The following is a 25,059-nucleotide window of genomic DNA, read 5'->3' on the forward strand; positions in this document are numbered from 1 at the left end:
CTTCAGATAACAAAAAAAACCTCTTACGAATTTTGGTTCGTTTTTAACGATACATACAGCAACTACCAGGATGAATACCATGCTCAAAGCCAGCTATTATTATCTGTGCCCGCGTCCCATGGGTGGATGGATTTTACACAAAGAAGGTTGCGTTAATTTATCGAAAAACGATAAGCGCGTATTTATTGGCTCGCTTTATACCCGTCAGCAGGCGATGACCGTGGCGAAAATACATCACCCTAATGTCACGCAGTGTAATGCCTGCCTCAGCAGTTTTATCTGCCCGACCAGCAGCACAGTAATTAAACCCGCCAGGGCGGCGACGCCGACCCGCCATACGCCAAAACATTAACCGCCGGGCGGCAAAGCATTATTATGCTGCGCTGACAGGCAGAGAATAGATTACGGGCGGAGTAGCGGGATTGGGCAGAATAAAAAAGGCAGCGTGAATACGCTGCCTGAGGGTGGCTTAGGCCTGTTTCGGCTGGCCGTTAGAGGCGGTCAGTCCGCCATCGACCGGCAGATTGACGCCGGTAATATAACGCGCCTCATCGCTGGCAATAAACAGAATCGCCTGAGCAATATCATCCGCTTCACCGGCGCGGCGTAACGGAATACGGTCGTAGAACCGTTCCAGCAGGGCCGGATCGTTTTTGGTATCTTCGGTCAGATCGGTAAAGGTAAAGCCCGGACAGACCGCATTCACCCGTACGCCATCCGCGCCGTAATCCATTGCCAGGGCGCGGGTAAAGTTGGTGATCGCCCCTTTGGCGGCGTTATAGATGCTCATGCCCCAGTCACCGCCTAAGCCGGAGACCGAGGAGATGTTCACCACGTTGCCTTTGCTTTGCAGCAGGGCGGGCATGAAATAGTGGACGCCGTGGAACACGCCGTCGAGGTCTGTTCCCATCAGGGTTTTCCATGCGTCGAGATCGACCTCATGGATACGGCCCTGCACGATAACGCCGGCATTGTTAACCAGCACGTCAACCCGGCCATATTTGTTCAGCACGGTTTCGGACAGCTGCTTAACCTGTTCTGCCTGTGAGACGTCGCAGGCGGCCACCAGATGGTCGCCCGGCGTCAGGGCAGCCAGCGTCTCTTCCAGTTTCTGCGCGGTACGACCCACCAGCACCACTGAGGCGCCTTCTTCTGCAAAGCGCTTTGCGCTGGCTTCGCCAATGCCGGACCCGGCACCTGTCACAACCACAACTTTCTGTGTAAATCTGGACATTATGCCTCCTTATCAGCATTTATTATCACTATTAACAACCGATTAAGCCTGGCAGTGATGCTCAGAAACGCAAGCGCAGCGCCAGATGCGCTGCGCCAGTTGCCTGCTTTTTAATCCGGTTCAGTGACTAGGGGCGGCGGAACAGCGCGAAGCTGCGTCCTTCCAGTTCAAAATCCTTCTCTTTGGTGATCACCAGACCACGTTTCGCCACATCGCTGGTGGTCAGCTCCAGTACCCAGCCGCCTTCGCCGAACTGCGGGATGCGGAACGGCACATTGCCCTCAAACGGGTTGAGCAGCATCAGCACGTCATGCCAGACACCCTCTTCGGTCTGCAAATCGGGTCGTCCGATATAGACGCCCAGCGTCGAGCCTTCATCCCACTGCTCGCTCTGCTGGAAACCGCCTCCGGCGTTAAACCACTTAATATCCATGCCGTCGCGCCAGCTTTCGCGGCGTAGTAACGGCTGCTTGGCGCGCAGCGCCAGGAGCTGACGGGTAAACTCGCGCAGCGCCTCAGCCGACTCCGGCAGGTCATCCCAGTGTACCCAGGAGATTTCGCTATCCTGGCAGTAGCCATTGTTGTTACCCATCTGGCTGCGGCCAAACTCGTCGCCCGCCAGCAGCATCGGCGTACCGTGGGAGAAGATCAGCGTGGCGAGGAAGTTGCGCTTCTGACGCTCACGCACCGCGTTAATGCCTTCATCGTCGGTCGGGCCTTCGGCACCGTAGTTAAAGGAGCGGTTGTCGTTGTGGCCATCATTATTATCTTCACCGTTCTCATCGTTATGCTTGTCGTTGTACGACACCAGATCGTTGAGGGTGAAGCCATCGTGCGCGGTAATGAAGTTGACGCTGGCCCACGGACGGCGACCGCGCTGATCGTAGAGATCGCCCGATCCCAGCAGGCGCGCGGCAAAATCGGTCGAGACGTTGTTGCCCTTCCAGTAGTCCCGCACCGTATCGCGATACTGATCGTTCCACTCCGCCCAGCCTGGCGGGAAGCCACCCACCTGATAGCCGCCCGGTCCAATATCCCAGGGCTCACCAATCAGCTTTTTCTGCGACAGGATCGGGTCCTGCATCACCGCGTCAAAGAAGCCGCCGCGCGGATCGAAGCCCTCCGGTTCGCGACCGAGGATGGTGCCGAGATCGAAGCGGAAACCATCGATATGCATCGATTCCGACCAGTAGCGCAGCGAGTCCAGCACCATCTGCAACACCCGCGGATGGGAGGTGTTAACGGTGTTGCCGGTGCCGGTATCGTTGATGTAGTAACGATGCTGATCCGGCAGGGTGCGGTAATAGGAGAAGTTATCGATGCCCTTAAACGACAGCGTCGGGCCGAGTTCGTTGCCCTCGGCGGTGTGGTTATAGACCACGTCGAGGATCACCTCGATACCGGCGTCGTGGAAGGCGCGTACCATGTCGCGGAAGCCCTGAATGCCGCGCGGGCCGAAGTAGCGGCTCGCCGGGGCGAAGAAGCCCAGCGTGTTATATCCCCAGAAGTTTTTCAGCCCTTTATCCAGCAGATGCTGATCGTCCGGGAACCAGTGCACCGGCAGCAGCTCTACCGAGGTGATGCCTAAACTTTTGATGTAATCGACGGTCGCTTTGTGGCCCATGCCGTCATAGGTGCCGCGGATGTTGGATGGCAGCGCGCTGTTGAGCTGGGTAAAGCCCTTGACGTGGGTCTCATAGATCACCGTTTCAGGCCAGGGCACGTTCGGGCGGTTTTTATCCTGCCAGTCAAACTCGTTAGGGTCGATCACCCGGCATTTAGGCGTAAACGGCGCGCTGTCACGGCTGTCGAAGGTGAGATCTTTATCGTCGTGATAGAGGTCATAGGCGAAATGCGCCTCGTTCCACGCGATGTCGCCCGCCAGTTCCCGGGCGTAGGGATCGAGCAGCAGTTTGTTCGGGTTAAAGCGATGGCCATTTTCCGGGTCGTAGGGACCGTAAACGCGATAGCCATAAAGCGCGCCCGGCCGTAAGCCTGGCACGTAGCCGTGCCAGATTTCATGGGTAAATTCTGGCAGATCCAGCCGGGCGATTTCCGTTTTGCCGCTGGGATCGTAAAGGCAGAGTTCAACCCGCTCGGCATGGGCGCTGAACAGGGCGAAGTTCACACCCTGACCATCGAAGTTCGCTCCCAGTAAATGGCTGTAACCCGCCGTAATTTCAAAACGCTGACTGTTTGACATTGATGCCTCGTTATTCATTGAACAGATTGACGCACAACAGAACCGGACTTTCAGCGTGCCACCAGCACGGCGCACCATGCGGAAGCCAGCTCTGCCAGTGGCAGCTGGTCGCCAGCGGCGATCTCTTTGCCGGTCAGCACCTCCTGATAGCGGCGCTGGCTCAGCGCGGCGGGCAGGGCGAGAGTGGTCTGCGCCCAGCGTGCCGCCGGTGGCCGATCAAGATTATCCGGCAGGGTGGTTAACACCCGACGCGAGACGATGACGATCACCGCCTGCTGCGGGTCGGTGCGGGCAAAGGCCAGCACCTTCTGCTGCTGCTCACCCTCCACCGGGAGCGGCAGATAGTCACCGTGGCGGAACAGCGCAGGCTGCTGCTGACGCAGCGTCAGCAGTTTCACAATCGCCTGCTGGTTCACCTGACCCCGCAGCCAGTGCGCCTCGCTGCCATCCTGCTGCGGCGCGCTGAGCATCGCGGCCAGCGCCTCGAAGTCAGGCTCGCGGCGGTTGTCCGGGTCGACCAGGCTGAAGTCCAGCGCCTCGCTGCCCTGATAGATGTCCGGTACGCCAGGCGCGGTCAGCTTCACCACGGTCTGGGTCAGGCTGTTGACCAGCCCGGCACGCATAAAGGGTTGCAGCGCGGTGCAGAAGTCATTGAGGAAGTCGCGATTAGTTGGCGCAAGCAGATGACGCGCATAGCCGAGCACCGCCTCTTCATAGGCGTCGTTGTTATCCGCCCAGTCGGTACGCAGCTTGGCTTCGCGCAGCGCTTTTTCCACATAGACCACAAAGCGCGCTTCCAGCGCCGCCAGGCCATCCGCATCCTGCGGTTGCAGGGTGGTTGGCCAGACGCCCGCCAGCGCCTCATACAGCATCCACTCCACCGCCGGCTCCGGTGCCGGTCCATCTTTCAGCTTCACCACCTGTGGCTGATTCATCTCGCGCCAGCGGCTGACGCACGCCGCCCAGCGATCCGGGGCTTCGGTCAGGGTGTAGAGTCGCGCACGGGCGTCTTCACCGCGTTTGGTGTCGTGGGTCGAGGTACCTGACAGCGCATCGGGCTGATGCTCGCGGCGTGCCTGCATTCCGGCGTGAAACTCCTCCAGCGAGAAGTGACGCGCCAGCGGTTCAGCGCCGACCTCATTCAGCGCCAGCGCCATGTGTTGACGGAAGAACAGCGTGTCCTCTACCGATTTCGCCATCAGCGGGCCGGTCAGCTGCTGGAAGCGGGTGCGGAACTGGCTGGCGTCGTCGCCTGCCGCCGCGCCAACTTCCGCGCGCAGAATGCGGGTCAGGAAATCGAGCGCCTGGCTGTCGGGCGCATGGGCGCTGGCTTTGACCTGGCTTACCACCTGCTCCAGCAGTTCGGTGTCCGCTGGCGTCAGCCCTTCCGGCGTGCCGTAGGTGCGGTAGACCGGGAAGGCCACCAGCAGCTCGCGCAGCGCATTTTTCAGCGTCTCCTCTGGCTGAGCATCGCCTTCGCTGTCGGCGATGTTCAGCGCCAGTTGCAGCAGGCGGTTAAACTCCCCGGCAAAGTTGCGATTCGCCATCAGCAGCTTGGCGGCGCGCAGCTCCGCTTTCATATCGACCGTTTTGCCAATCACCGCCTGGTAGGCTTTGCGCAGCCCGCTGAGGCGATCGCTGTCCACCAGCACATTGGCGAGCGCGGCCATAAATTCATAACCGGTGGTGCCGGAGACCGGCCACTCATCGGGCAGCTGCTCATTTTCCCCAAGGATTTTCTCCACCGTGAGGTAGCAGTCGGGACCGGCCGCCTGGCGTAACTGCTCCAGATACCCGCGCGGATCGGCCAGGCCATCGACGTGGTCTACCCGTAATCCCTGCACCGCACCGCTGTGCACCAGTTCCAGAATCAGCTGGTGCGCCGCGTCAAACACCACCGGGTCTTCCACCCGCACGCCCACCAGCCCGGTGACTTCAAAGAAGCGCCGGTAGGAGAGATCGTTGGGCGCATCGCGCCACGACATCAGTCGCCACGGCTGTTGATCATGCAGCGCCGCAATCTGTTCCGCATCGCGCAGGCCGAGTACCGCCTCTTCGCGACCCTGCCAGCTGTGCGGAACCAGCGGGTAGAAGTTGTCGAAGTAGGCCAGCGCCGGTTTACCGCTTTGCGGATCGCGCTGCACGCTGATCTCGCCATTCGCCAGTACCGCCTCAAAGGTATCCCCCAGGAACGGCAGCGTCAGACGGCGTGACCAGTCGATGTCAAAATAGCGGGCATAGCGACTCTGCTCGCCATGCTCTATCACGTCGCGCCACCACGGGTTCTCCAGCGAGGCCGCCATATGGTTGGGAACGATGTCGAGGATTAATCCCAGCCCGGCCGCTTTCAGCGCGGCGGCCATGCGGTCAAAGCCTTCACGGCCGCCAATCGACGGCTCGATCTGGTTGACGTCGGTGACGTCGTAACCGTGGGTCGAGTCGGCGGTGGCGCTGAAGATGGGTGAGGCGTAAAGGTGGCTGATCCCCAGCTGTTTCAGGTAGGGCACCAGCGCCGCCGCGCGGTCAAAGGTCATGCCGTTGCGGAACTGGATGCGATAGGTTGCGACTGGAATATTCATGCTGCGTCTCTCTTAGCAAGGCGTACCACCACGCTATTGGGGGCCAGTTCGGTCTCCGCCTGCGGCCAGGCCAGCAGGGTTTCGCCCGGCAGATCGGGCATCGGCTGGCGCTTATCGCCGGCGTTCAGTGCCAGCGACAGGGTGCCCTGCGGGAAGTCCCAGCGCACCGCCAGAAAACCGTCGGCGGTGGTGATCACCTGACCGGCGTCGCCACCGGCATCGTGCAGCAGCGGCACAATATGCTGCTGGCGCAGATCCAGCAGGTGGCGCGTCAGCGCCAGCCACTGCTGACCTTCAGGCGTCCCGGTTTTTTGCCAGTCGAGTTTTGACTGTTCAAAGGTGGCGGGATCGTTCGGGTCCGGCACCGCTTCACCTTCATGACCGGCATGACCTTCAAACTCCCGGGCGCGGCCTTCGCGCACCGCCTTCGCCAGATCGCCATGGAAATCGGTAAAGAACAGGAACGGCCGGGTTTCGCCATACTCTTCACCCATAAACAGCAGCGGAATATGGGGTGACATCAGCAGGGTGATCAGCAGCGCCTGCGTGCGCTCGACGCCCGCCAGGCTGACCAGCCTTTCGCCCTGCGCCCGGTTGCCAATCTGGTCGTGGTTCTGGATAAAGTCGACAAACATCACCGGCGGCTGGCCGCTGCTTTTCACACCGCGCGGCTCGCCCGACTGCAACGAGACTTCGCCCTGGTAGACAAAGCCCTCCGCCAGCGCCCGCGCGACCCGCTGTTCCGGCCGATCGGCGAAATCCTGGTAGTAGGCGTGATCTTCACCGGTCGCCAGCACATGCACCGCATTGTGGAAGTCATCATTCCATTCGCCGGTGAACAGCGGGGCGTTGCCCTCGTCATCGCGCGGATGCAGGAAGGTGACGTTGCGGCAATCTTCGGTGGTGAGGTGGATCGGCCGGTCGGTAATGGTGGCGCGGATACGCTCGGCAATCTCAATCAGCACATGCTTTTCGCTGGGATCGTCAATCTGATCGATGGCGTCGAACCGCAGCCCGTCCAGATTAAACTCCTGCAACCAGTAGAGCGGCGCTTCCACGATGTAACGGCGCACCGCGTCCACGTCATAGGCAATGCCCGCGCCCCACGGCGTCTGGCGCTCTTTGTGGAAGAAGTCGGGGGAGAGCAGCGGCAGATAGTTGCCTTCCGGGCCAAAGTGGTTCAGCACAATATCGAGCACCACTGAAAGGCCGTGACCGTGTGCCGCATCGATAAAGGCTTTGAAATCATCGGGCGTGCCGTAGGCGGCGTGCGGCGCATAGAGCAGCACGCCATCATAGCCCCAGCCGCGATTGCCACCGAACTGCGAAACCGGTAACACTTCAATCATGGTGATGCCGGTTTCCACCAGCATCGGCAGCTTTTCAATCGCCGCCCGGAAGGTGCCCTCAGGCGTAAAGGTGCCGATGTGCAGTTCATACACCACCGACTCCTGCCACGGACGACCTTTCCAGTGACTGTTCTGCCACTGATAAGCGTCGGCATCGATCACCAGCGACGGGCCGTTCACCTCCGCTTTCTGGGCGCGGGCGGCGGGGTCGGGGACGGTGGTGCCATCCGCCAGCACAAAATCATATTCGGCGCCGTGCGCCACGCCGCTGAGCCGGGTTTCAAACCAGCCCTCCGCCTGCGGCGTCATCTCAATATCTTTACCTGACAGCCGCAGGGTCACGCGCTGCTGACCGGTTGCCCAGAGGCGGAAACGCACCTCGTCGCTGGCAACCCGTTCAGCGCCCCAGCTTTTGAAAAAAGATTTGGATTCCATTCAGTTGCCTCGTTTAACCTGGAAATGCGCGATGAGCGCCATCGCGCGGGAAGGATGTCGATAAAGCGCGCGTCAAAAATCATCAATCTGTCAGCGAGACCAGGATGCCAGCCGGGACGCTGACGGGTTGCAGCCTGCGTCCCGGACGGATATTCAGCGTGATGCGGCGGAAAGCGGGCGGTGAGACCGCTTCCACGCGGCATACGAAAAGTAATCATAGTCTAAGATGTTGCAATCGCAGGGTCGCGCGGTGCAGAGAGGGGTGAATTTGCGTTAATTACGCCGGTTCTGCATCGCCGGGCGCGGCGGGTGGGGGCGGCGTTGCAGAAAGCCCTGCCGCCCGGCGGCGATTGCGGCTATGCTGTAGCGCGCCGGTGCAGGCCACCGGATGCTGCTGGCGACATTGCGCGCCGATGCCATTGAAAAGGAGATGACGTGAGGAAGAATGCTCTGCTGGTGGCCCTGCTGCTGCTGGTCTCCGCCTGCTCTAACCGGGTCGGAGAGAATCTGGATACCGGCCGGTTACAGCAGATCCATGCCGGTCAGACCACCAAAGCTCAGCTGATCGCGCTGTTTGGTCAGCCCGACAGTGAAACCCCTTACCCGGACGGGCAGCGGCTGCTGAAATGGACCTACAGTGAGGCGCGCACCCTGAACACCACCGAAGGGCAGACGCTGACCGTGCAGATGAAAAATGACAAAGTGCTGAATTTCGCGCTGAGCAAAAGCTGAGACGCGGCCGCGCTGCGCCGCCGCGTCTGTCGGGCTACAGGGGGCTGTTCTGCTCCCTGTCGCGGCCCGCGGAAAGGGGCTGAGCGAGTCGCGCAAAATCGGAGCCGGCGGGATGCTGATAGATCCTCAGCTCAAAGAAGCGCGCCATCGCAAAGATAAATTCAAAAATCGCCGCCTGGGTGTTTTCATAGTCGACCCAGAGAATGGAGGAGGTGAAGCAGTAGATCTCCACCGGCAGGCCGTCAGGCGACGGCTTCAGCGGCCGCACCACGATATACATCTCTTTTTTAATATCTTCGCGCTGCGCCAGCCAGGCGGTGAGAAATTTGCGGAACACCATCAGGTTGGTGATGCCGTTCTCCATAAACCAGCGATCGCCGACGGCGGTAATATCGCGCCCGTCCAGCAGTTCAGTGATGGCGTCGCTGGCGAGACGAATCTGGCTCATCGACTGCAACATCTCCTGACTGACAAAGGTGATCGACTTCTGGTCCAGATGGAAGCTGCGCATGATGCGGCGCGCGCCAGAGGAGAACATCGCCTGCCAGTTGGTGTAGGTCTCGGTCAGGAAGTTCTTGGTCGGGATGCGCGAAATGGTGTTGTCCCAGTTGCGGATGGTGATGGTATGCAGCGCAATGTCGATCACCTCGCCGCTGATATTGTTATCCGGCATCTCAATCCAGTCACCCAGTTGCAGCACATCGTTGGAGGAGAGCTGAATATTGGCCACCAGCGACAGCAGCGTATGCTGGAAGATCAGCATCAGCACGGCGGCGACCGCGCCCAGCGAGGAGATAATGATCGCCGGTGACTTGTTGGACATAATGGCTAAAATCATGATCGCGGCGATGATATGCACCAGGATTTTGCCAATCTGGATATAGCCCTTGATCGAGTGATTTTTACGTTTCGATTTCCGCGAGTAGGAGCTGTTAACGATCTCCAGCACTTCGTTGAAAAAAATCGACAGGTAGACAAAGAACAGAATGCCGCAGATGGTCTGAATCGCCACTTTCAGATTGTCGGGCAGGCCCGGCATAAATTGCAGAAAGTTGTAGACCACCAGCACCGGGACAAAGTTAGAGAGTTTCTGCGAGAGCCGAATATCTTTATCCAGCGGCACGCCCTGTTTGTGGCTGCTGAAAAAGACCTTCCTGATCACTTTAACGATAAAAAATTTGCAGATCAGGTGGGTGACCATCCCGGCGACGATCAGAATCAGCAGGCTGAAGCCGATCGATAACACCCTGTTTCCCTCGATAAAACTCGTCACACTCTGAATGTAATGCATGTTAACCACGTGCGAAAAAAATGTAAGGGCGAATTCAACCACAGAGCCGGGCCGCATGTTGAGCGGCGAATGCGTTCAGACCCTCTCTTTCAGCCTTTTCCGGGTCTGTCGCTGACAAAAAGGGCGGAATGCGCGAAAAGCGTGTGCGCGGCGTCTCGTTGTGGGTTACAGCGCTCAGATAAACGCCACGCTGGCCGATAACAGGGGTATCTCCTCTGATATGAGCCTGCTGAAATGCTTAAAAATCTTAAAATTACCCACGGTATCGTGGCGGTACTGCTGGTCTTCGTCGCGCTGCTGACGCTGACCGGCTCCCTGTTCTACAACGGCGTGTTAAAAGCCGATAGAAACTTTGTCTCAGCCGAACAGCTGACGCTTCAGCAACAGCATCTGAGTGATGCGGTCAAAACCCTGATTAAAACCCGCGTCACCATTAACCGCGTGGCGATCCGTTTCCTCAAGAATCAGCAGGACCCGAAATCACTGGCGGCTATCGCGGCGCTGCTGGAGAAAGCTGGCGAGTCAGCGGCGGCGGCAGATAGCGAATTCAAAGCCTGGCAGGCGCTGCCGCGCAAAGCGGGGCAGAGTGAGGCTCAGGCGTCCCAGGTTCAGGCGGCCTATCAGCAGATGCGTGACACCATGCTGGCGTCGATCACCTTTCTGAAGCAGGGCAACTACGCCAGCTACGGCAACCTTGAGGCGCAGGAGGCGCAGGATCGGCTCGACAGCGCCTATGAGGCCTGGCGGGCGGTGAATATCCAGCTGATGAAAGATACCTCTGAACACAATCAGCGCAGCCTGGCGGACGCCCTCTGGGCGCTGCTCACCATCAGCCTGATTACCGTGGTGATCGGGGTGGCGGTCTGGCTGGGGCTGCAAAAACTGCTGATTGGTCCGTTGGGCAGACTGACCGGCTATATGCGCGCGATTTCAGCCGGCGATCTCACCACCGCGATCCCGCCCGAAGGCCGTAATGAAATGGGACTGCTGATTCAGGAGTTGCAGCAGATGCGCGACGCGCTGGTGGTGACAATCACCTCGGTCGATGAGGCGACCCGCTCTATCTTTACCGGCGCGGCGGAGATCTCCGCTGGCAGCACCGATCTCTCCTCCCGTACCGAACAGCAGGCCGCCGCGCTAGAACAGACCGCCGCCAGCATGGAGCAGCTGACCTCAACGGTGAAACTCAACGCCGAAAACGCCCAGCAGGCGACGGCTGTCTCGCAGGAGGCGTCAGCCACCGCCACCCAGGGCGGCGAGACCGTCGCCCGGGTTATCGCCAATATGGATCAGATCAGCGAAAGCTCCAGCCAGATCGCCGGGATTATCGCCATTATCGACAGCATCGCCTTCCAGACCAATATTCTGGCGCTTAACGCCGCGGTCGAGGCGGCGCGAGCCGGTGAACAGGGGCGTGGCTTCGCGGTGGTGGCGGGGGAAGTGCGCTCGCTGGCCGGACGCAGCGCCAGCGCCGCGCAGGAGATCCGCGGCCTGATCGATCGCTCCGCCGAGCGCATCCGTACCGGTGCCGGACACGCTTCTCAGGCGGGGATCGCCATGGAGAGCATCGTGAAGTCGGTGAGCCGGGTAACACAGCTGATCGAAGAGATCGCCGCCTCCTCAACCGAACAGACCCGCGGCATTGAGCAGGTCTGCATTGCGGTTTCAGAGATGGATGGGGTGACGCAGCAAAACGCCGCGCTGGTGGAGGAGTCGGCCAGCGCCGCCGCCTCGCTGGAGGAGCAGGCGAGCTACCTGCGTAAAACGGTATCGGTCTTTAAAACCGGCAGCCTGCACGCGGCCTTCTCCGCCGCGCCGGTGGCGAAGCCGCTCGCTGCGCCAAAGGTTCAGCCTGCCCGTATTACGGACGATGAAAACTGGCAGACATTCTGAGTCCACGGCAATCGCCGAACCGGCTCGCCTGAACCGGCTCGCCTGAGCCGGTTCGGGCGCTGGCCCGCAGCCAAAAAAAAACCGCCCGATGGGCGGTTTTTGCTACGGTTACGCGGCATCACGCCGTCAGCATCAGGCCGGGACGGACTGCGCCTTCTGGCTGCGTGACCAGACGCGGTGCGCCTTCATCGCCTGCGTAAACTCAGACATCAGCGCGCTCTCCGCCTGATCGCCCTGCACAATGCCTTCTTCCTGATCCGCATCCTCAAGGCCGAACTGCGCCTTAAAGCGACGCGCTTCACCTACCAGACCAATCACCTTCAGGTGCTTGTAGGCTTCCAGCAGGAAGTAACGGGCGTCACCGCTCAGCAGCAGGGCGTCGATATTGCCATCCGGCACGATAGCGGCGTCAAAGGTCAGTGACGGCAGGCCGGCGAAGGTCGCGTCAATCGGCAGCACCGAACCATCATCGGCACGCACCTGGCCCATGTGCGGGGCCAGCAGTTTGGTGTGCACCCCGACAGCTTTCAGCTCCTGCAAAATCGACAGCACATCCGCCGCCTTCACACCATCGCTGACCAGTAACGCCACCTGACGTCCTTTGATCTCACCATCCGGGATGGCGTAGAGGCTCAGGCTCTCATCTTTGGTCAGGCCGTTGACCGCCGCCGGTGGCTGAATGTTCAGCTGCTCATCGGTCAGGGCGATACCGAGGTTATCCGCCACGCCCTGCGCCAGTTTAGTATCGATGCGCGCCAGGTGATCCACCACCCGCTCACGGATATAGGCGCGGCCCACTTTACTCAGTTCAAACGAGTAAGCGCCGATGATGTGCTGCTGCTCAACCTCGGTCTGGCTCAGCCAGAACAGGCGCGGCTGGGCGTAATACTCACCGAATGAAGGGCTGCGCTCGCGCACTTTGTGACCTTCAATCCGCTCCTGATAGCTTTCAAAGCCGCCACCTTTGGCAGCCGGCGGCGTTTCACGCGGCCAGTTGTCGTTGATCGAGTTCGGCTCGTAGTTGGCCGGGTTGGTGTCAATGTCCTGACGATGCATCCCCTGACGCTGGAAGTTATGGTAAGGGCAGGTTGGACGGTTGATTGGGATTTCATGGAAGTTCGGTCCGCCGAGGCGACTGATCTGGGTGTCGGTATAGGAGAACAGACGGCCCTGCAACAGCGGATCGTTAGAGAAGTCGAGGCCCGGCACGATGTGACCCGGATGGAACGCCACCTGCTCGGTCTCCGCAAAGAAGTTATCCGGGTTACGGTTAAGCACCATCTTGCCGACGATCTCCACCGGCACCAGCGCTTCCGGGATCAGCTTGGTGGCATCCAGAATATCGAAGTCGAATTTGAACTCATCCTCTTCCGGGATCAGTTGCAGGCCCAGCTCATATTCCGGGTAGTCGCCCGCTTCAATCGCTTCCCACAGGTCGCGGCGGTGGAAATCGGGATCGCGACCGGTCAGTTTCTGCGACTCATCCCACAGCAGCGAGGCTTTACCAGCCACCGGCTTCCAGTGGAAGCGGACAAAGGTCGCTTTGCCTTCGGCATTGATCAGGCGGAAGGTGTGGATACCAAAGCCTTCCATAGTGCGATAGCTGCGCGGAATACCGCGGTCGGACATCGCCCAGATGACGTTGTGCATGGTTTCCGGTTGCAGAGAGACATAATCCCAGAAGGTGTCGTGGGCGCTCTGGCCCTGCGGGATTTCGTTGTGCGGCTCCGGCTTAACGGCATGGACGAAGTCAGGGAATTTATGCGCATCCTGAATAAAGAACACCGGGGTGTTGTTGCCGACCAGATCAAACACTCCCTCTTCGGTGTAGAACTTGGCGGCAAAGCCACGGATGTCGCGCACGGTATCGGCGGAGCCTGCGCCGCCCTGGACCGTGGAGAAGCGCACGAAAACCGGTGTGGTCTGCTCCGGGTCGCTGAGGAACTGCGCTTTGGTCAGATCTTTCAGAGAGCGGTAGGGCTGGAAATGGCCGTGCGCCGCTGAGCCACGGGCGTGAACGATACGCTCGGGGATGCGCTCGTGGTCAAAGTGCGTGATTTTCTCACGCATGATGAAGTCTTCCAGCAGCGTCGGACCGCGCGAACCGGCGGTCAGTGAGTTCTGGTCGTTGGCGATGCGGGTGCCCTGATTGGTGGTCAGCGCCTGATGGGTGCCGTTTTTACGGCTGGTTTCAAGCTGGTCGAGTTTGGCGTTATGGGTCTGCGGGGCTTTCAGGCTGCCGGGCGCGGTAGGCTGCTTGCCGGGCGGGGTCGGTTCGGCTGGCGGCTGATGCGAACCATCTTTTGGTGCCAGGGAGCCTAAACCGGGTTCTGACGATTCCGGGCCGGTGGTCGGGGCGCGCTCGCTCAGGGGTTTCTTCTCTGTTTCTTTCGACATTAATCCATGCTCCAGCTGTTATTTTACTTTCGACGACACTAAATATAGAACAACCTGAACAATGCTGGGGTTACAGCGGCCATTTAACGTCGATTAGCGTGCCGTTCTGGCGCGGATTGCTCGCCCGCTTATCGCTGAACGCCCTCTGCCGCTGCGTTTATTCATCCCTTGTGCCGTCTGGCTTAGCCGTCCGTCAACCCGCGTCAGCCATGAAGCTGACCTCTCTGACCGCCCGATAAGCGCCGCCGCTGGCGGAGCCGGTAACGGGCGGCAGCATGCGCTAAATGGATTAATAAAATTAATCCTGTGTGGCGCACGCTGGCTTGCTGTGCGAAATGTTATATTATAACATTTCATTTTTCATCTTCAGCGAGGATCAGGCTTTGGCACATCATGCAGGTAAAGGGATAGCGTTACTCAGCGCACTGTTAATCAGCCATCAGGCTGCGGCGCACGGCGGTCATTCACACGGCAAGCCGCTGTCGGCGCTGGAGCAGCAGGCGGCGGAAGGGGTGTTCGCCGACAGTGCGGTGAAGGATCGTCCGCTCTCCGACTGGGACGGGCTGTGGCAGTCGGTCTATCCGCTGCTGCAAAGTGGCGAGCTGGACCCGGTCTGGCAGAAGAAAGCGCAGCAGGATAACCGTAAAACGGCCGCGCAATATAAAGCCTATTACCGCAAAGGCTACGCCACCAACGTCAATACCATCGGCATCGAAAAGGGGGTAATGGAGTTCCACGTCGGGGATCAGGTCAGCGCCTGTCATTATCGCTACGCGGGCCACAAAATCCTGACCTATAGCTCAGGCAAAAAAGGGGTGCGTTACCTGTTTGAGTGTCAGGAGGCGGACAGCAAAGCGCCGAAATATGTGCAGTTCAGCGACCACACCATCGCACCGCGCAAGTCGGCCCATTTCCATATCTTTATGGGTAATGAGTCGCAGGCGGCGCTGCTGGCAGAGATGGATAACTGGCCGACCTATTATCCCTATCAGCTGAGCAACCCGCAGGTGGTGGAGGAGATGCTGCACCACTGAGTGCGCGAGCCGGTTAATGGCAGGGAGGCTGCTGGCGGCTGATTACCGGCGTCATCCCGACGGCGGCATCCGCTCGTTTCAGCCGACCCAGACCGGGCGACGTGAGGCGGGGATGCCGCGCACCACCAGCCGGTAAGCCTCCTCAACCAGTTGCTGAATCAGCCCTGGGGTCAGCGCGTCGCCAGGGTAGACGCTGATCCAGTGGCGTTTATTCATATGATAACCGGCGGTGATCGAGGGGTAGATCACCCGATGCAGTTCCGCCTGCTGCGGGTCGCATTTCAGGGTGATAATCGGCACGCCTCGCAGTTCGGTCAGCAGTAAAAACACTTTTCCACACACTTTATAAACCTGATGTGCCGGCCCGAACGGATAGCTGCATTCTGCGGCGGGCTGCCGTTCAGCCGCTTCGATAGCGATGCGCTGGATCGCGTGACCCTGCATAGTGATTCTCCCTGTGGTGATGCGCTGTGCCCCGCGACTGGCTGGTCGCCGGAGGCCTGTTACACTTCTGATAAGCATAAATCAGGAGCAGACATGAAATTAGGCTTTGCATGTAAGTATCTCAACCGGGAAGGAAAACAGTTTTTCCCGTTTCGCGCCACCACCCGTAAACGATTCCTGAGCTTATCGCACGATGAAGCTTATCAGCTGCTCCATGAGATCAGCGTCACCAATCTCAATCATCTCTATCTGACGCTTGAGCATCTGGCCACCTTACCGGAGCCACTGCGCATGATGCGCATCGGCAGCGATCTGCTGCCGCTCTATACGGTGCCGGAGGCCGCGCCGCTGTTTGCGGCATTTCTGCCGGAACTCTATCCGCTGTTCGCCCGCTGTGGTGAGCTGGCGCGGGCGCAGCATATCCGGCTCTCTTTCCATCCGGGGCAATATACCGTGCTGGCCTCGGACAACCCCGATGTGGTGAACCGCGCGCTGGAGGATGTGGAGTATCACACGCTCTGCGCCGTGCTGATGGGCTATGGCAAAACCTTCCAGGATTTTAAAATCAATATCCATATGAACGGCAAAGCGGGGTTTGACGGCTTCAGCCGATCTTTTCAGCGGCTCAGCCCGGCAGCACGTCTGATGCTGACGGTAGAGAATGATGAGATCTCCTGTTCGCTGGATGATGTCTTGCAGGCCGCGCCGCTCTGTCCGGTGGTGCTGGATATTCACCATCACTGGGTAAAAGAGGCGGAATTTATTCAGGCGGATGACCCGCGCGTCGCCAGGGTGATCGACTCATGGCGTGGGGTCCGGCCGGTGCTGCACTATTCGATTTCGCAGGAGGGTATGATTCCGCAGCAGGGCTGGCCCGATCAGCAGCAGCTGGGCGTGAGTAAAAGCAAACTGCGGACGCACTCCGACTACTTCTTCAACCCGACGCTGAATGACTGGGCCTTGTCGTTTCAGGATTTCGACATCATGTGCGAGGTGAAAATGAAGAATCTGGCGCGGGAGCAGCTCTATCAGTGGGCGATTGCACAGCGGTCGATTCTCGAACCCCCGGCGGAAACCGCAGGGGGTTCGGCGGGTTAGATAATCGCCACGCCACCGGTTACGGCTACGGTGGCACCCGAAATGTAGCTGGCCTCATCGCTGGCCAGCATCACATAGGTTGCGGCCAGCTCGGCTGGCTGACCGGCGCGCTGCATCGGCACTTCACTGCCAAAATTCTTCACCTGCTCAACCGGCATGGTTGAGGGGATCAGCGGCGTCCAGATGGGACCGGGCGCGACCGCGTTGGCACGGATGCCTTTCTCCGCCAGCAGGGCCGCCAGGCCGCCGGAGAAGTTGATAATCGCGGCTTTGGTGGCGGAGTAGGCGAGCAGCTTCGGCTTCGGCTGGTCAGCATTGATCGACGCGGTGTTAATGATCGAGCCGCCTGCTGGCATATGCCGCACGGCCGCTTTGGTAATATGGAACATCGCATAAATATTGGTTTTCATCGTCCGGTCAAACTCGTCGTCGCTGATCTCATCCAGCGATTCCCGCGTCATCTGATAGGCCGCGTTGTTGACCACGATATGGATCTCACCAAACACTTCTGCCGCTTGCTCAACAATCGCAGCACAGTGGGCGGCGTCGGTGATGTCGCCGGGAACCAGCAGCGCCTTCTGACCTGCCGCCTCCACCAGCCGGGCGGTATCCTGGGCATCTTCATGCTCATCAAGATAAGAGATCAGTACATCGGCACCCTCACGGGCAAAGGCGATGGCAACCGCGCGGCCAATGCCGGAGTCGCCGCCGGTAATAATGGCTTTCTTACCCGCCAGCCGGCCTGACCCCTGGTAACTCTCTTCGCCGTGATCGGGCTGAGGCTGCATCGCGGTGGTGCTGCCGGGCCAGTTCTGCTGCTGCTCCGGGAACGGGGGCTGTGGACGCTGAGTGGATGACATCAATATTCCTCCTTAAAAACAGGCCGGTCAGGGCCACAAAGCGCGGTCCTGACCGGGGGTGTAGTGCGGGATGAATCAAGGCTTCGGCGGTGTCACGCCATCAATCTGCTCTGACTGCGCGCCTGAACCGGGACGGGCGTTACCCAGCACCGGCTCCTGACCCAGCATCTCCGGCTGCTGTTTCGCACTGAACTGGCCGTGGCCGTCGTAAGCCGGGCCGTTGCTCCAGCGACCTTCCGGTAGCGGTTTATCCAGCGAGGTGTTCAGGCAGTAATAGGAGTGCTCCTGCGCCTCATGCTCCTGCGGGAAGCTGTTCGGGATCGGCAGGGAAGCGTTCAGGCCACCCATCTCTTCGATCACCGCCAGCCACTGCTGCTGGTGCATGGTGTCACGGGCGATCAGGAACGACAGGAAATCCTTCATCCCTTTATCTTCGGTCATGTTGTAGAGGCGGGTAGCCAGAACGCGACCGGTGGCTTCAGCGGTAACGTTAGCCAGCATGTCAGCCGCCACGTTGCCAGAAGCGTAGATGTGACTCATATCGAAAGGCATGCCGTTGGCGTTCACCGGCATCGCCGCCAGACCGGAGGAGAGGATGTGGCGCGGATTCATACCGCCCAGAATCGCATTGACCACCGGATCTTTCGCCGAGGCCTCCTGGTAAGAGAGCGGTGCCCCTTCCAGGTTCAGCGCCACGGCGTGGCCCAGCATTTCGATATGGCTCAGCTCTTCGGTTGCGGTGGAGATCAGCAGATCCCGAATCCGCGCATCGCCACGCGCGCCCATGGCCTGGAAGAAGTATTGCATCGCCACGCGAATCTCACCTTCGACGCCGCCGATGGCTTGCTGTAACAGCATGGCAAACTCGGGATCGGGCTTCTCTACACGAACCGGGAACTGCATTTTTGATGAATGATGAAACATGGTTATTTTCCTCGTCTGTGTTTGCACCTGATGCAGAAAAGCCTGGACACAGATACCCCAGAATGAAAGCGGAACGAGAGAGATTAAATTGAATTTAAGGGGGATTAAGCGGTAAAAAAGGCGAATAGCAGAGATATATCTGGTCCGGCAACTGAGGCGTGCGGACCGTTAAACCGCGGGCTGATGGCGTTACGCCGGGCCAATAAAAAAGCCCCGTTGAAGGGGCCGATTCCGGGAAGGAAAAGCATCCGTGCGAATTTACGTTCCGTTACAGACAGACACAGGTTTTTAGCTGTTACTGTTGGCCGACGCGCTCTGCAAAACATGTTCCAGCGCCTGTCGGTAAATATCCTGTTTAATCACATCACGCTCGCTTTCGAGGCGATGAATCAGGCCCAGCACAACGTCCTTATCAGAGACGTGCGCTTTGGCATGGGCGAGTTCGGCATGAACCGCGGCAATGACCGCTTTTTCAGTGGTAAGCGCTTTGCCAGAGTTCATGAAATGTTCAGAAATCTGAGACTCTGTAGTCAATGTTGTTTGCATGTCAGGCCTCATAAGAAATAGGGGGAAGAGTGCGTCGGTTCAGGTCCGGTCAGCGGTTGACGCAAAAAAAATGCATCTGAAGGTGGAAATCCACAACACCTTCAGATGCGGTGCAAAGCACCTTTCGTTACAAGTGATTTAACATCACGAGACAAAGTTATACAAGAAATTGAAACTTGTACAATGAAATTTGACAAAATGTGTCTGGTCGGTGGTGTATCTCAGATGCATGTTTACAGGCGGGCGGTGAGGTATTGATGTTTATATTATTAAATACAGATAGTTAACTTTATTGTCGGATTGCGCAGCGTTTTCCTTACCGCGTCAGTGCGGTTTTTCTGAAAGCGATCTGGCGAGTAAAAAAGCGTTTTTCAGGTGCCGGTTATAAAAAGCTGTACAGGTTTTGGTGTAAAAGAATCCCCTCCGTTAACCGGTCTGCTGCAATCTTATCCGTCTGAGCGGGCGTACGGCATAATTCACTTCCCACACCCGGTGCAGAAGACTAAGGTTGACGCCTTACTCATCGCAGTTACTCATCACGTTTATTCATTACAAGGAAAGGATCATGGTTAACGACTATTTCGCGCTTCCGCCTGCGGGTATTACGCCAGAACAACATAAACGCTCAGTGGCGGTCGCTGCGGCGCTTGCCGTGGCAAAAGAGTCGGTCAGCGCATCGACCGGGGCCACCGGCTCAAAAGCGGCCTGGGATTTACAGGCGGTCGCCAATGAAATCGCCAATCTGGCTGACGCCATTCAGGATGCGCTGGAGAGTGACAGCGAGGTGTAACGAGCGGCCGCCAGCTGGAAAGGCGGGGCGGGGCTTTCTGTGGCAGCGCGCCGGTAAAGCCCGGCAGCATGGCGCTGCCGGAGGCCTGGTTATTCTGCTGCCGGCGGTTCATATTTAATGTACTCACGCAGGGCGTCATGGATCGCCCGGTTATTTCCCTCTTCCAGACCGCGTTCCGCATATTCTTTCGCCAGCGCCGCCAGCACATCGTCAAATTTCCCTTTGTAGTTGAGATTATTCAGCGCAATTTGCTGACCGAGTATCGCTTTTAATACCGTGGTCTCGACGGTTAATTGCTGCACGGCCGCTTCAAGCTGTTTGATTCGATCGTTCTCTGTCATCGTCACCTCCATGATTAAAAATCGCAGAATAGCCATGCGGCGTTCAATATTCAAACCCTGTCAGAGGCGCGACAGCCGTTGTCAGATTTTCCTTAAGTAAAAACAATCAGCTGGCCGATCGATAAGGACCGTTACTCTGTCGCGCCGGTGATAATAATCTGTGGCTGCGGCACAAATAACCGCTTTCTGCTGAATATGACGCCAGCGGCAAAAAAGCGCTGAAAAAAAAGTACATAGCCATCAACCCCTTCGCTTAAACCTTTTCCGTTGCGCTTGATTAAACGGGTAATTCAATATTACTGTGTTTATATACAGTAATAACCAGAAGGAGTGAAAAGATGGAATTCATTAAACCAGCGGACCTTCGCGCCGCTATGCCGTTACCCCTCTATATCGAACGTGTGCCGTGCGGATTTCCCTCGCCAGCTCAGGATTATGTTGAGCAGCGCATCGATCTGAATGCGCTGATGGTACAGCGTCCGAGCGCCACCTATTTTGTCCGGGTCAGCGGCGAGTCGATGATTGAGGCGGGGATAAATGACGGTGACATGCTGGTGGTTGACAGCTCCCTGACCGCCGCGCATGGCGATATTGTGGTCGCCGCCGTCGAAGGAGAGTTCACCGTTAAGCGCCTTCAGCTTCACCCCTGCCTGCAACTGATGCCGATGAACACCAAATTCAAGCCGATCGCTATCCAGACCGAAGATGCGCTGGAGGTGTTTGGCGTAGTGACCTTTGTAATTAAATCGACCCACTGACTATGTTCGCGCTGGTTGACGTCAACAGCTTTTACGCTTCATGCGAAACGGTTTTCCGGCCCGATCTGAAAGGCAAGCCGGTGGTGGTGCTGTCGAACAACGACGGTTGTGTGATTGCGCGCAGCGCCGAGGCGAAAGCGATCGGCATTAAAATGGGCGCGCCCTATTTTAAAATGCGCGAGGAACTGACACGCCATGCCGTGCAGGTCTTCAGCTCGAACTATGCGCTTTACGCCGATATGAGCCACCGGGTGATGACGATTCTGGAAGAGATGGCGCCGTCGGTGGAGATCTACTCCATCGACGAAGCCTTTCTGGATCTGACCGGCGTCGAAAACTGTATGGCGCTGGAGAGCTTTGGTCAGCAGGTCAAAGCGCGGGTGCACAAAGAGGCTCACCTGACGGTAGGGGTCGGTATTGCGCAGACCAAAACGCTGGCCAAGCTCGCTAATTTTGCGGCGAAAAAATGGCGTAAAACCGGTGGGGTGGTTGACCTGTCAGATCCGGTGCGACAAAAAAAGCTGCTGGGGCTGATTGAAGTGGCTGAAGTCTGGGGTGTGGGTCGGCGTCTCAGCCAGCGGCTTAACGCCATGGGGATTATGACGGCGAAAGATCTGGCCGATCAGCGTCCTGATACCATTCGTAAGCAGTTCAGCGTGGTGCTGGAGCGCACCGTCAGAGAGCTGCGTGGCGAATCCTGCCTGGAGCTGGCGCTGCTGACGCCGGTGAAACAGCAAATCATCTGTTCACGTTCATTTGGCAGCCGCATCTCCGACTACGGTCAGATGCGGGAGGCGATTTGCGCCTATGCGGAACGCGCCGCCGAAAAGCTGCGGCGGGAGAAGCAATATTGCCGCCAGGTCGGGGTGTTTGTGCGTACCAGCCCCCATGCGGCGGGCGAAATCTTTTATGGCAATCAATCCACCGGCCAGTTGCTGATCCCGACTCACGATACCCGCGATATAATCCGTGTCGCCGTGGCGTGTCTCGATAATATCTGGATGGAGGGACATCGCTATATGAAGGCGGGTATCGTGCTGGGGGACTTTTTCAGTCACGGCGTAGCCCAGCTCGATCTGTTTGATGCGTATCAGCCGCGGCGCGGCAGCGAAGTGCTGATGCAGCTGGTTGACACCCTTAACCAGAGCGGCAGGGGAAAGCTCTGGTTTGCCGGGCAGGGGATCAACAAAGAATGGGCGATGAAGCGCGACATGCTGTCACCTGCGTATACGACGCGCCTGAGCGATATTCCTGTTGCCCGACTGTTTTGACGGCGTCTGAACGTGACAGACTGATACGGTCGGCAGAGCAGGGCACAACGGCTTATCGGGCTCCGCTTCAGGTCAATGACCCTGGAAAAACAGGCAATACAGAACCGAAAGTCGGTGATGTGAGTGTCTCTGTAAGGTCTCTACTGCCTTACCGAAACCAGGCTTGTTTCAAATCTTTCCACTAACTTATTTGCGATTTCGGTCAAAGCGCCGGGCTGGGATAAAACCGCACTGTCACGCGCTATCCACACAGGTGTGGCCTGTAGAGGAAACCTGACGTTACCTATGCGGAAATATTTCCTGGCAGAATCAGCATAGAGGAATCACCAGGCGTGCACCCATTCATCCACAATCACGCCTTAGCCAGGCTAACCACTCCCTTAGCTAGCCCGGCGCGCGGAGCGGCATCGCCTGTACTTATTACCTGTCGCTGAGATAGAATCCCCTGTTGATTTTAACGGGAGCCTGCTCCCCCCTGGCCGGTAACGATGATCACAATAGCCACAGCGCATAAAAACAGAGAGCGGGGACGCCCCCGGGAGTTCGATATTGAACAGGCTCTGGATCACGCCATGATCGTTTTCCGGCAAAAGGGCTATCACGCAACGTCAATGACCGATCTGAGTGAGGCGATGAGCCTTTCGGCGGGCAGCATCTATAAGGCGTTTAAAGATAAACACTCGCTGTTTCTGCTGGTGTTTGAACGCTATCTGCTGCTGCGTAATGCTGATTTACGTCGCAGACTGCTGCCCTGCACCAGCGGACGGGAAAAAGTCACCGAACTGTTGCAGTTCTACCTGGATTCAGCACGGGCGGTGGAGGGACGACGCGGCTGTCTGGTGGTCGCCAGCGCGATTGCCTTGCAGACGCTGGATAAGGCGCTGGCGCAGCGTATTGATGAGGTGGTACAGCGCAACCAGCGTTTTCTGGTGTCACTGCTGGAGCAGGGGCAGCAGGATGGCTCCATTACCGCCACGCTTGATAGCGAAGCGGCTGCTGGCGTGATCCTCTGCATCGCCTTTGGCATGCGGGTGGTCGGCAAAGTGGGCGATATTGCAGACGAGCAGCAGACGCTGGCTCTGGCGCTGAAGGTGCTGGATTAATTTAATGAATTAGGAGGTGATCGCTTCCTAATGCCGGAATCACAACCCTGTTCGTCAGCGCTGCATTAAGCGAGTCAGCGTCCGGCTGAAAAGAGGGAGCAGGCCACAAAGGATGGGTGCGGTAGCCCGTCAGGGAGAAGAAGTGACAGATGATGAGCTGAACATTGATGATGAGATGCGTGCGTTAATTGGCAAAGTCGTTTCACGCCTGATTAAGCCCGATGCCGCGCTTGAGGTTCATGAGATTATCAATGCACTGCACCATTTACGGGTACGCTCACCCGACCATCAGATCCGGCTTACCTGTCAGAAAGCCATGCGCCTGCTGGCGCGTAAACTTCACTGACCAACTGCACGGGCAGTAAAAGCGGACAGGCGTCAGGATTAACGGCCAAACAGCAGGCTGATCAGCACGCGATAATGGCGCTCTTCTTCTTCGGTAGAGGCGGTTTCAAGGCGACGCAGCAGTTTGGTGCAGATCGCTTTACGATTGATGTTATGACCGGCGTGCAGAATTTCCATTATGACCTGTCCCAAAGTCTCCTGCTGTGAGGGCAGGCTCGCCGCGTTAAAATAACGGGCAATATCGTCTGCCGTCTGCGGCAGTCTCTGGTTCGGGTACATAGCTGGGTTCCTGGTCAGTGAGGAAAAAACGATCGTCTGGCGGTAAATCTATACAAAGAATCAAAGTCTGTATAGATATTTTCAGCGTGACCGGTGGGAAGCGCTGTTTTCAGCACGGGATGCATAAAAAACCAGTCGCTGGCGCAGAGTATGGCAGGATAAAAGAGAACAAACGGGCACCCGAATCGGTGCCCGTGGCAGAGCGACTCGCCAGAAAATCAGCGGTAATCTTTCAGCGTTACCGGGGCTTGTCCGGTCACTACCAGCCAGTTCAGTTCGGCGCGTTCGCGGGTTGAAGATTCAATAAAGCCTTTGAGCCAGTGGCGGGCATCGGCAATCTGCGCCACGCGATCATCGTTACTCTCATTCTCAGCCATGATCCCCAACTGACGAATCAGGGAGACAAGGGTAATCTCCTGCTCTGCAAACGCCAGATTAATCGCTGCTTCACCAAGAATCTTATGGCCGATAGTTTTGTCGTGATAAACCATTGCTGCCTCCTGAGTGCATTGCTGAATAACGATATAAAGAGTTTAGTTAAAGCTTCTCTATAGCAAAAGTTAAAATCCACAGGCAGTTCCTATCAAAATCATCAAAAAATAAACTGAACTTTTGAGCGAAGAAATAAGCGGTTCATATCACAGGATAAAGCCAGCGCTGATTTTTTTTACAGAGGATCTTTAATCGGTGGGGTGGGTTAAAAATAACAGGCTTGCCTGAAATTGCGGTAAGGAAGTCAGGTTTTTTATTCGGTCGCGATGGTCTCAGCCAGAGCGGGGCCAGAATCGCGGCACCGGCGGAAAAATTAATCCGGGGGGTAAACTCTTTTAAACGGCTGAGCAGCGGCAAAAATAAAGCCGCCCTGAGGCGGCTTTATTAAAATATTCACTCTCCTGCGGGGCAGGCGGAAATTTATTTGTGCGGAACTTCAGAGACCGCTTTAACGTCAGCTTTGTTAATCTGCTGCTTAACGCCATTGGCATCGGTATACGCCAGCAGGCCGGCATCCGATTCTGAAGGTTTGCCATCACTAATAATGGTGCGTCCATCGTTAGTCTGAATCGCATAACTGGTACGGGTGCAGCCGGTTAATACGGTCATACCAATCAATGCGGCGAGCGGTAAAATCAGCGCTTTTTTCATTTTATTCACC

The 25,059-nt window shown here is 57.7% G+C and carries 24 protein-coding genes; 10 read left to right on the forward strand and 14 right to left on the reverse strand.

Features of this window, described 5'->3' with window-relative positions; translation table 11 throughout:
- Window positions 1–79 precede the first annotated feature (79 nt).
- Complete coding sequence (locus ACCW71_RS02680) at window positions 80–352, forward strand: hypothetical protein (RefSeq protein WP_436369717.1); 273 nt, start codon at window positions 80–82, stop codon at window positions 350–352.
- A gap of 117 nt (window positions 353–469) precedes the next feature.
- Here ACCW71_RS02680 and ACCW71_RS02685 read toward each other — a convergent pair whose 3' ends face one another.
- From ACCW71_RS02685 to treZ, 4 genes are all read right to left on the reverse strand, one after another.
- Window positions 470–1,234: an SDR family NAD(P)-dependent oxidoreductase gene (locus ACCW71_RS02685; protein ID WP_436369455.1), complete on the reverse strand. Its 765-nt coding sequence runs from the start codon at window positions 1,232–1,234 to the stop codon at window positions 470–472.
- A gap of 127 nt (window positions 1,235–1,361) precedes the next feature.
- A complete protein-coding gene (glgX, locus tag ACCW71_RS02690) occupies window positions 1,362–3,437 on the reverse strand; it encodes a glycogen debranching protein GlgX (protein WP_436369456.1) in 2,076 nt (691 codons plus the stop codon).
- Between the two features lie 50 nt (window positions 3,438–3,487).
- Complete coding sequence (treY, locus tag ACCW71_RS02695) at window positions 3,488–6,016, reverse strand: malto-oligosyltrehalose synthase (protein WP_436369457.1); 2,529 nt, start codon at window positions 6,014–6,016, stop codon at window positions 3,488–3,490.
- Window positions 6,013–7,800, reverse strand: coding sequence for a malto-oligosyltrehalose trehalohydrolase (gene treZ / locus ACCW71_RS02700; protein WP_436369459.1), 1,788 nt, complete (start codon window positions 7,798–7,800; stop codon window positions 6,013–6,015). The genes treY and treZ overlap by 4 nt, the downstream gene beginning before the upstream one ends.
- Before the next feature lie 435 nt (window positions 7,801–8,235).
- Between treZ and ACCW71_RS02705 the strand changes: the two genes are divergently transcribed.
- Complete coding sequence (locus ACCW71_RS02705; RefSeq protein ID WP_436369461.1) at window positions 8,236–8,532, forward strand: hypothetical protein; 297 nt, start codon at window positions 8,236–8,238, stop codon at window positions 8,530–8,532.
- 34 nt (window positions 8,533–8,566) lie between these two features.
- Here the strand turns inward: ACCW71_RS02705 and ACCW71_RS02710 are convergent, their stop codons facing one another.
- Complete coding sequence (locus ACCW71_RS02710) at window positions 8,567–9,823, reverse strand: mechanosensitive ion channel family protein (protein ID WP_436369462.1); 1,257 nt, start codon at window positions 9,821–9,823, stop codon at window positions 8,567–8,569.
- A gap of 234 nt (window positions 9,824–10,057) precedes the next feature.
- Between ACCW71_RS02710 and ACCW71_RS02715 the strand changes: the two genes are divergently transcribed.
- On the forward strand, window positions 10,058–11,716 hold the full coding sequence (locus ACCW71_RS02715) for a methyl-accepting chemotaxis protein (protein WP_436369464.1): 1,659 nt from the start codon (window positions 10,058–10,060) through the stop codon (window positions 11,714–11,716).
- A gap of 132 nt (window positions 11,717–11,848) precedes the next feature.
- On the opposite strand, the gene katE is transcribed toward ACCW71_RS02715, so the two are convergent.
- Window positions 11,849–14,113, reverse strand: coding sequence for a catalase HPII (katE, locus tag ACCW71_RS02720; RefSeq protein ID WP_436369465.1), 2,265 nt, complete (start codon window positions 14,111–14,113; stop codon window positions 11,849–11,851).
- A 383-nt stretch (window positions 14,114–14,496) separates the two neighbouring features.
- On the opposite strand from katE, the gene zinT reads away from it, so the two are divergent.
- Window positions 14,497–15,147, forward strand: a complete 651-nt coding sequence (gene zinT, locus ACCW71_RS02725) for a metal-binding protein ZinT (RefSeq protein WP_436369466.1) — start codon at window positions 14,497–14,499, stop codon at window positions 15,145–15,147.
- Between the two features lie 78 nt (window positions 15,148–15,225).
- Here the strand turns inward: zinT and ACCW71_RS02730 are convergent, their stop codons facing one another.
- The gene (locus ACCW71_RS02730) at window positions 15,226–15,591 is read right to left on the reverse strand and encodes an MmcQ/YjbR family DNA-binding protein (RefSeq protein WP_436369467.1); all 366 of its coding nucleotides are present in this window, start codon (window positions 15,589–15,591) and stop codon (window positions 15,226–15,228) included.
- A 93-nt stretch (window positions 15,592–15,684) separates the two neighbouring features.
- On the opposite strand from ACCW71_RS02730, the gene ACCW71_RS02735 reads away from it, so the two are divergent.
- The gene (locus ACCW71_RS02735) at window positions 15,685–16,689 is read left to right on the forward strand and encodes a UV damage endonuclease UvsE (RefSeq protein WP_436369469.1); all 1,005 of its coding nucleotides are present in this window, start codon (window positions 15,685–15,687) and stop codon (window positions 16,687–16,689) included.
- Here ACCW71_RS02735 and ACCW71_RS02740 read toward each other — a convergent pair.
- From ACCW71_RS02740 to ACCW71_RS02750, 3 genes are all read right to left on the reverse strand, one after another.
- Entirely contained in the window at window positions 16,686–17,549 is an 864-nt protein-coding gene (locus tag ACCW71_RS02740; RefSeq protein ID WP_436369470.1) for a glucose 1-dehydrogenase, read from the reverse strand. The two genes, ACCW71_RS02735 and ACCW71_RS02740, sit on opposite strands and share 4 nt — an antisense overlap.
- Before the next feature lie 75 nt (window positions 17,550–17,624).
- On the reverse strand, window positions 17,625–18,473 hold the full coding sequence (locus tag ACCW71_RS02745) for a manganese catalase family protein (RefSeq protein WP_436369471.1): 849 nt from the start codon (window positions 18,471–18,473) through the stop codon (window positions 17,625–17,627).
- Window positions 18,474–18,761: 288 nt separating this feature from the next.
- A complete protein-coding gene (locus ACCW71_RS02750) occupies window positions 18,762–19,019 on the reverse strand; it encodes a biofilm development regulator YmgB/AriR family protein (protein WP_436369472.1) in 258 nt (85 codons plus the stop codon).
- Between the two features lie 565 nt (window positions 19,020–19,584).
- Between ACCW71_RS02750 and ACCW71_RS02755 the strand changes: the two genes are divergently transcribed.
- Window positions 19,585–19,809 (forward strand): hypothetical protein, encoded by a 225-nt coding sequence (locus tag ACCW71_RS02755; protein ID WP_436369473.1) that lies wholly within the window; start codon window positions 19,585–19,587, stop codon window positions 19,807–19,809.
- Between the two features lie 89 nt (window positions 19,810–19,898).
- Here ACCW71_RS02755 and ACCW71_RS02760 read toward each other — a convergent pair whose 3' ends face one another.
- Window positions 19,899–20,186 carry a hypothetical protein gene (locus tag ACCW71_RS02760; protein ID WP_436369474.1) on the reverse strand — a complete coding sequence of 96 codons (288 nt, stop codon included), beginning with the start codon at window positions 20,184–20,186 and terminating at the stop codon, window positions 19,899–19,901.
- 302 nt (window positions 20,187–20,488) lie between these two features.
- Between ACCW71_RS02760 and umuD the strand changes: the two genes are divergently transcribed.
- The 4 genes from umuD to ACCW71_RS02780 all read left to right on the forward strand — a co-directional run bounded on the left by umuD (window position 20,489) and on the right by ACCW71_RS02780 (window position 23,628).
- Window positions 20,489–20,908: a translesion error-prone DNA polymerase V autoproteolytic subunit gene (umuD, locus tag ACCW71_RS02765; protein ID WP_436369475.1), complete on the forward strand. Its 420-nt coding sequence runs from the start codon at window positions 20,489–20,491 to the stop codon at window positions 20,906–20,908.
- A gap of 2 nt (window positions 20,909–20,910) precedes the next feature.
- Complete coding sequence (gene umuC, locus ACCW71_RS02770) at window positions 20,911–22,179, forward strand: translesion error-prone DNA polymerase V subunit UmuC (RefSeq protein ID WP_436369476.1); 1,269 nt, start codon at window positions 20,911–20,913, stop codon at window positions 22,177–22,179.
- A gap of 488 nt (window positions 22,180–22,667) precedes the next feature.
- A complete protein-coding gene (locus tag ACCW71_RS02775; RefSeq protein ID WP_436369477.1) occupies window positions 22,668–23,282 on the forward strand; it encodes a TetR/AcrR family transcriptional regulator in 615 nt (204 codons plus the stop codon).
- A 112-nt stretch (window positions 23,283–23,394) separates the two neighbouring features.
- Window positions 23,395–23,628 (forward strand): hypothetical protein, encoded by a 234-nt coding sequence (locus tag ACCW71_RS02780; protein WP_436369478.1) that lies wholly within the window; start codon window positions 23,395–23,397, stop codon window positions 23,626–23,628.
- A gap of 38 nt (window positions 23,629–23,666) precedes the next feature.
- Here the strand turns inward: ACCW71_RS02780 and ycgZ are convergent, their stop codons facing one another.
- The 3 genes from ycgZ to ACCW71_RS02795 all read right to left on the reverse strand — a co-directional run bounded on the left by ycgZ (window position 23,667) and on the right by ACCW71_RS02795 (window position 25,049).
- Window positions 23,667–23,906, reverse strand: coding sequence for a regulatory protein YcgZ (gene ycgZ / locus ACCW71_RS02785; RefSeq protein ID WP_436369479.1), 240 nt, complete (start codon window positions 23,904–23,906; stop codon window positions 23,667–23,669).
- Between the two features lie 218 nt (window positions 23,907–24,124).
- Window positions 24,125–24,397 carry a hypothetical protein gene (locus ACCW71_RS02790; RefSeq protein ID WP_436369480.1) on the reverse strand — a complete coding sequence of 91 codons (273 nt, stop codon included), beginning with the start codon at window positions 24,395–24,397 and terminating at the stop codon, window positions 24,125–24,127.
- 421 nt (window positions 24,398–24,818) lie between these two features.
- On the reverse strand, window positions 24,819–25,049 hold the full coding sequence (locus tag ACCW71_RS02795; RefSeq protein WP_003848985.1) for a YgdI/YgdR family lipoprotein: 231 nt from the start codon (window positions 25,047–25,049) through the stop codon (window positions 24,819–24,821).
- Window positions 25,050–25,059 lie beyond the last annotated feature (10 nt).

Origin of the sequence: Pantoea sp. C2G6, from assembly GCF_051336815.1 — a bacterium.
Classification (GTDB): domain Bacteria; phylum Pseudomonadota; class Gammaproteobacteria; order Enterobacterales; family Enterobacteriaceae; genus Pantoea.

Coding starts and splice junctions, on each gene's coding strand:
- ACCW71_RS02680 (WP_436369717.1), top strand. CDS start 80: ATGCTCAAAGCCAGCTATTATTATCTGTGCCCGCGTCCCATGGGTGGA.
- ACCW71_RS02685 (WP_436369455.1), bottom strand. CDS start 1,234: ATGTCCAGATTTACACAGAAAGTTGTGGTTGTGACAGGTGCCGGGTCC.
- glgX (WP_436369456.1), bottom strand. CDS start 3,437: ATGTCAAACAGTCAGCGTTTTGAAATTACGGCGGGTTACAGCCATTTA.
- treY (WP_436369457.1), bottom strand. CDS start 6,016: ATGAATATTCCAGTCGCAACCTATCGCATCCAGTTCCGCAACGGCATG.
- treZ (WP_436369459.1), bottom strand. CDS start 7,800: ATGGAATCCAAATCTTTTTTCAAAAGCTGGGGCGCTGAACGGGTTGCC.
- ACCW71_RS02710 (WP_436369462.1), bottom strand. CDS start 9,823: ATGCATTACATTCAGAGTGTGACGAGTTTTATCGAGGGAAACAGGGTG.
- ACCW71_RS02715 (WP_436369464.1), top strand. CDS start 10,058: ATGCTTAAAAATCTTAAAATTACCCACGGTATCGTGGCGGTACTGCTG.
- katE (WP_436369465.1), bottom strand. CDS start 14,113: ATGTCGAAAGAAACAGAGAAGAAACCCCTGAGCGAGCGCGCCCCGACC.
- ACCW71_RS02730 (WP_436369467.1), bottom strand. CDS start 15,591: ATGCAGGGTCACGCGATCCAGCGCATCGCTATCGAAGCGGCTGAACGG.
- ACCW71_RS02735 (WP_436369469.1), top strand. CDS start 15,685: ATGAAATTAGGCTTTGCATGTAAGTATCTCAACCGGGAAGGAAAACAG.
- ACCW71_RS02740 (WP_436369470.1), bottom strand. CDS start 17,549: ATGTCATCCACTCAGCGTCCACAGCCCCCGTTCCCGGAGCAGCAGCAG.
- ACCW71_RS02745 (WP_436369471.1), bottom strand. CDS start 18,473: ATGTTTCATCATTCATCAAAAATGCAGTTCCCGGTTCGTGTAGAGAAG.
- ACCW71_RS02750 (WP_436369472.1), bottom strand. CDS start 19,019: ATGCAAACAACATTGACTACAGAGTCTCAGATTTCTGAACATTTCATG.
- ACCW71_RS02755 (WP_436369473.1), top strand. CDS start 19,585: ATGGTTAACGACTATTTCGCGCTTCCGCCTGCGGGTATTACGCCAGAA.
- ACCW71_RS02760 (WP_436369474.1), bottom strand. CDS start 20,186: ATGGCTATTCTGCGATTTTTAATCATGGAGGTGACGATGACAGAGAAC.
- umuD (WP_436369475.1), top strand. CDS start 20,489: ATGGAATTCATTAAACCAGCGGACCTTCGCGCCGCTATGCCGTTACCC.
- umuC (WP_436369476.1), top strand. CDS start 20,911: ATGTTCGCGCTGGTTGACGTCAACAGCTTTTACGCTTCATGCGAAACG.
- ACCW71_RS02775 (WP_436369477.1), top strand. CDS start 22,668: ATGATCACAATAGCCACAGCGCATAAAAACAGAGAGCGGGGACGCCCC.
- ACCW71_RS02780 (WP_436369478.1), top strand. CDS start 23,395: ATGGGTGCGGTAGCCCGTCAGGGAGAAGAAGTGACAGATGATGAGCTG.
- ycgZ (WP_436369479.1), bottom strand. CDS start 23,906: ATGTACCCGAACCAGAGACTGCCGCAGACGGCAGACGATATTGCCCGT.
- ACCW71_RS02790 (WP_436369480.1), bottom strand. CDS start 24,397: ATGGTTTATCACGACAAAACTATCGGCCATAAGATTCTTGGTGAAGCA.
- ACCW71_RS02795 (WP_003848985.1), bottom strand. CDS start 25,049: ATGAAAAAAGCGCTGATTTTACCGCTCGCCGCATTGATTGGTATGACC.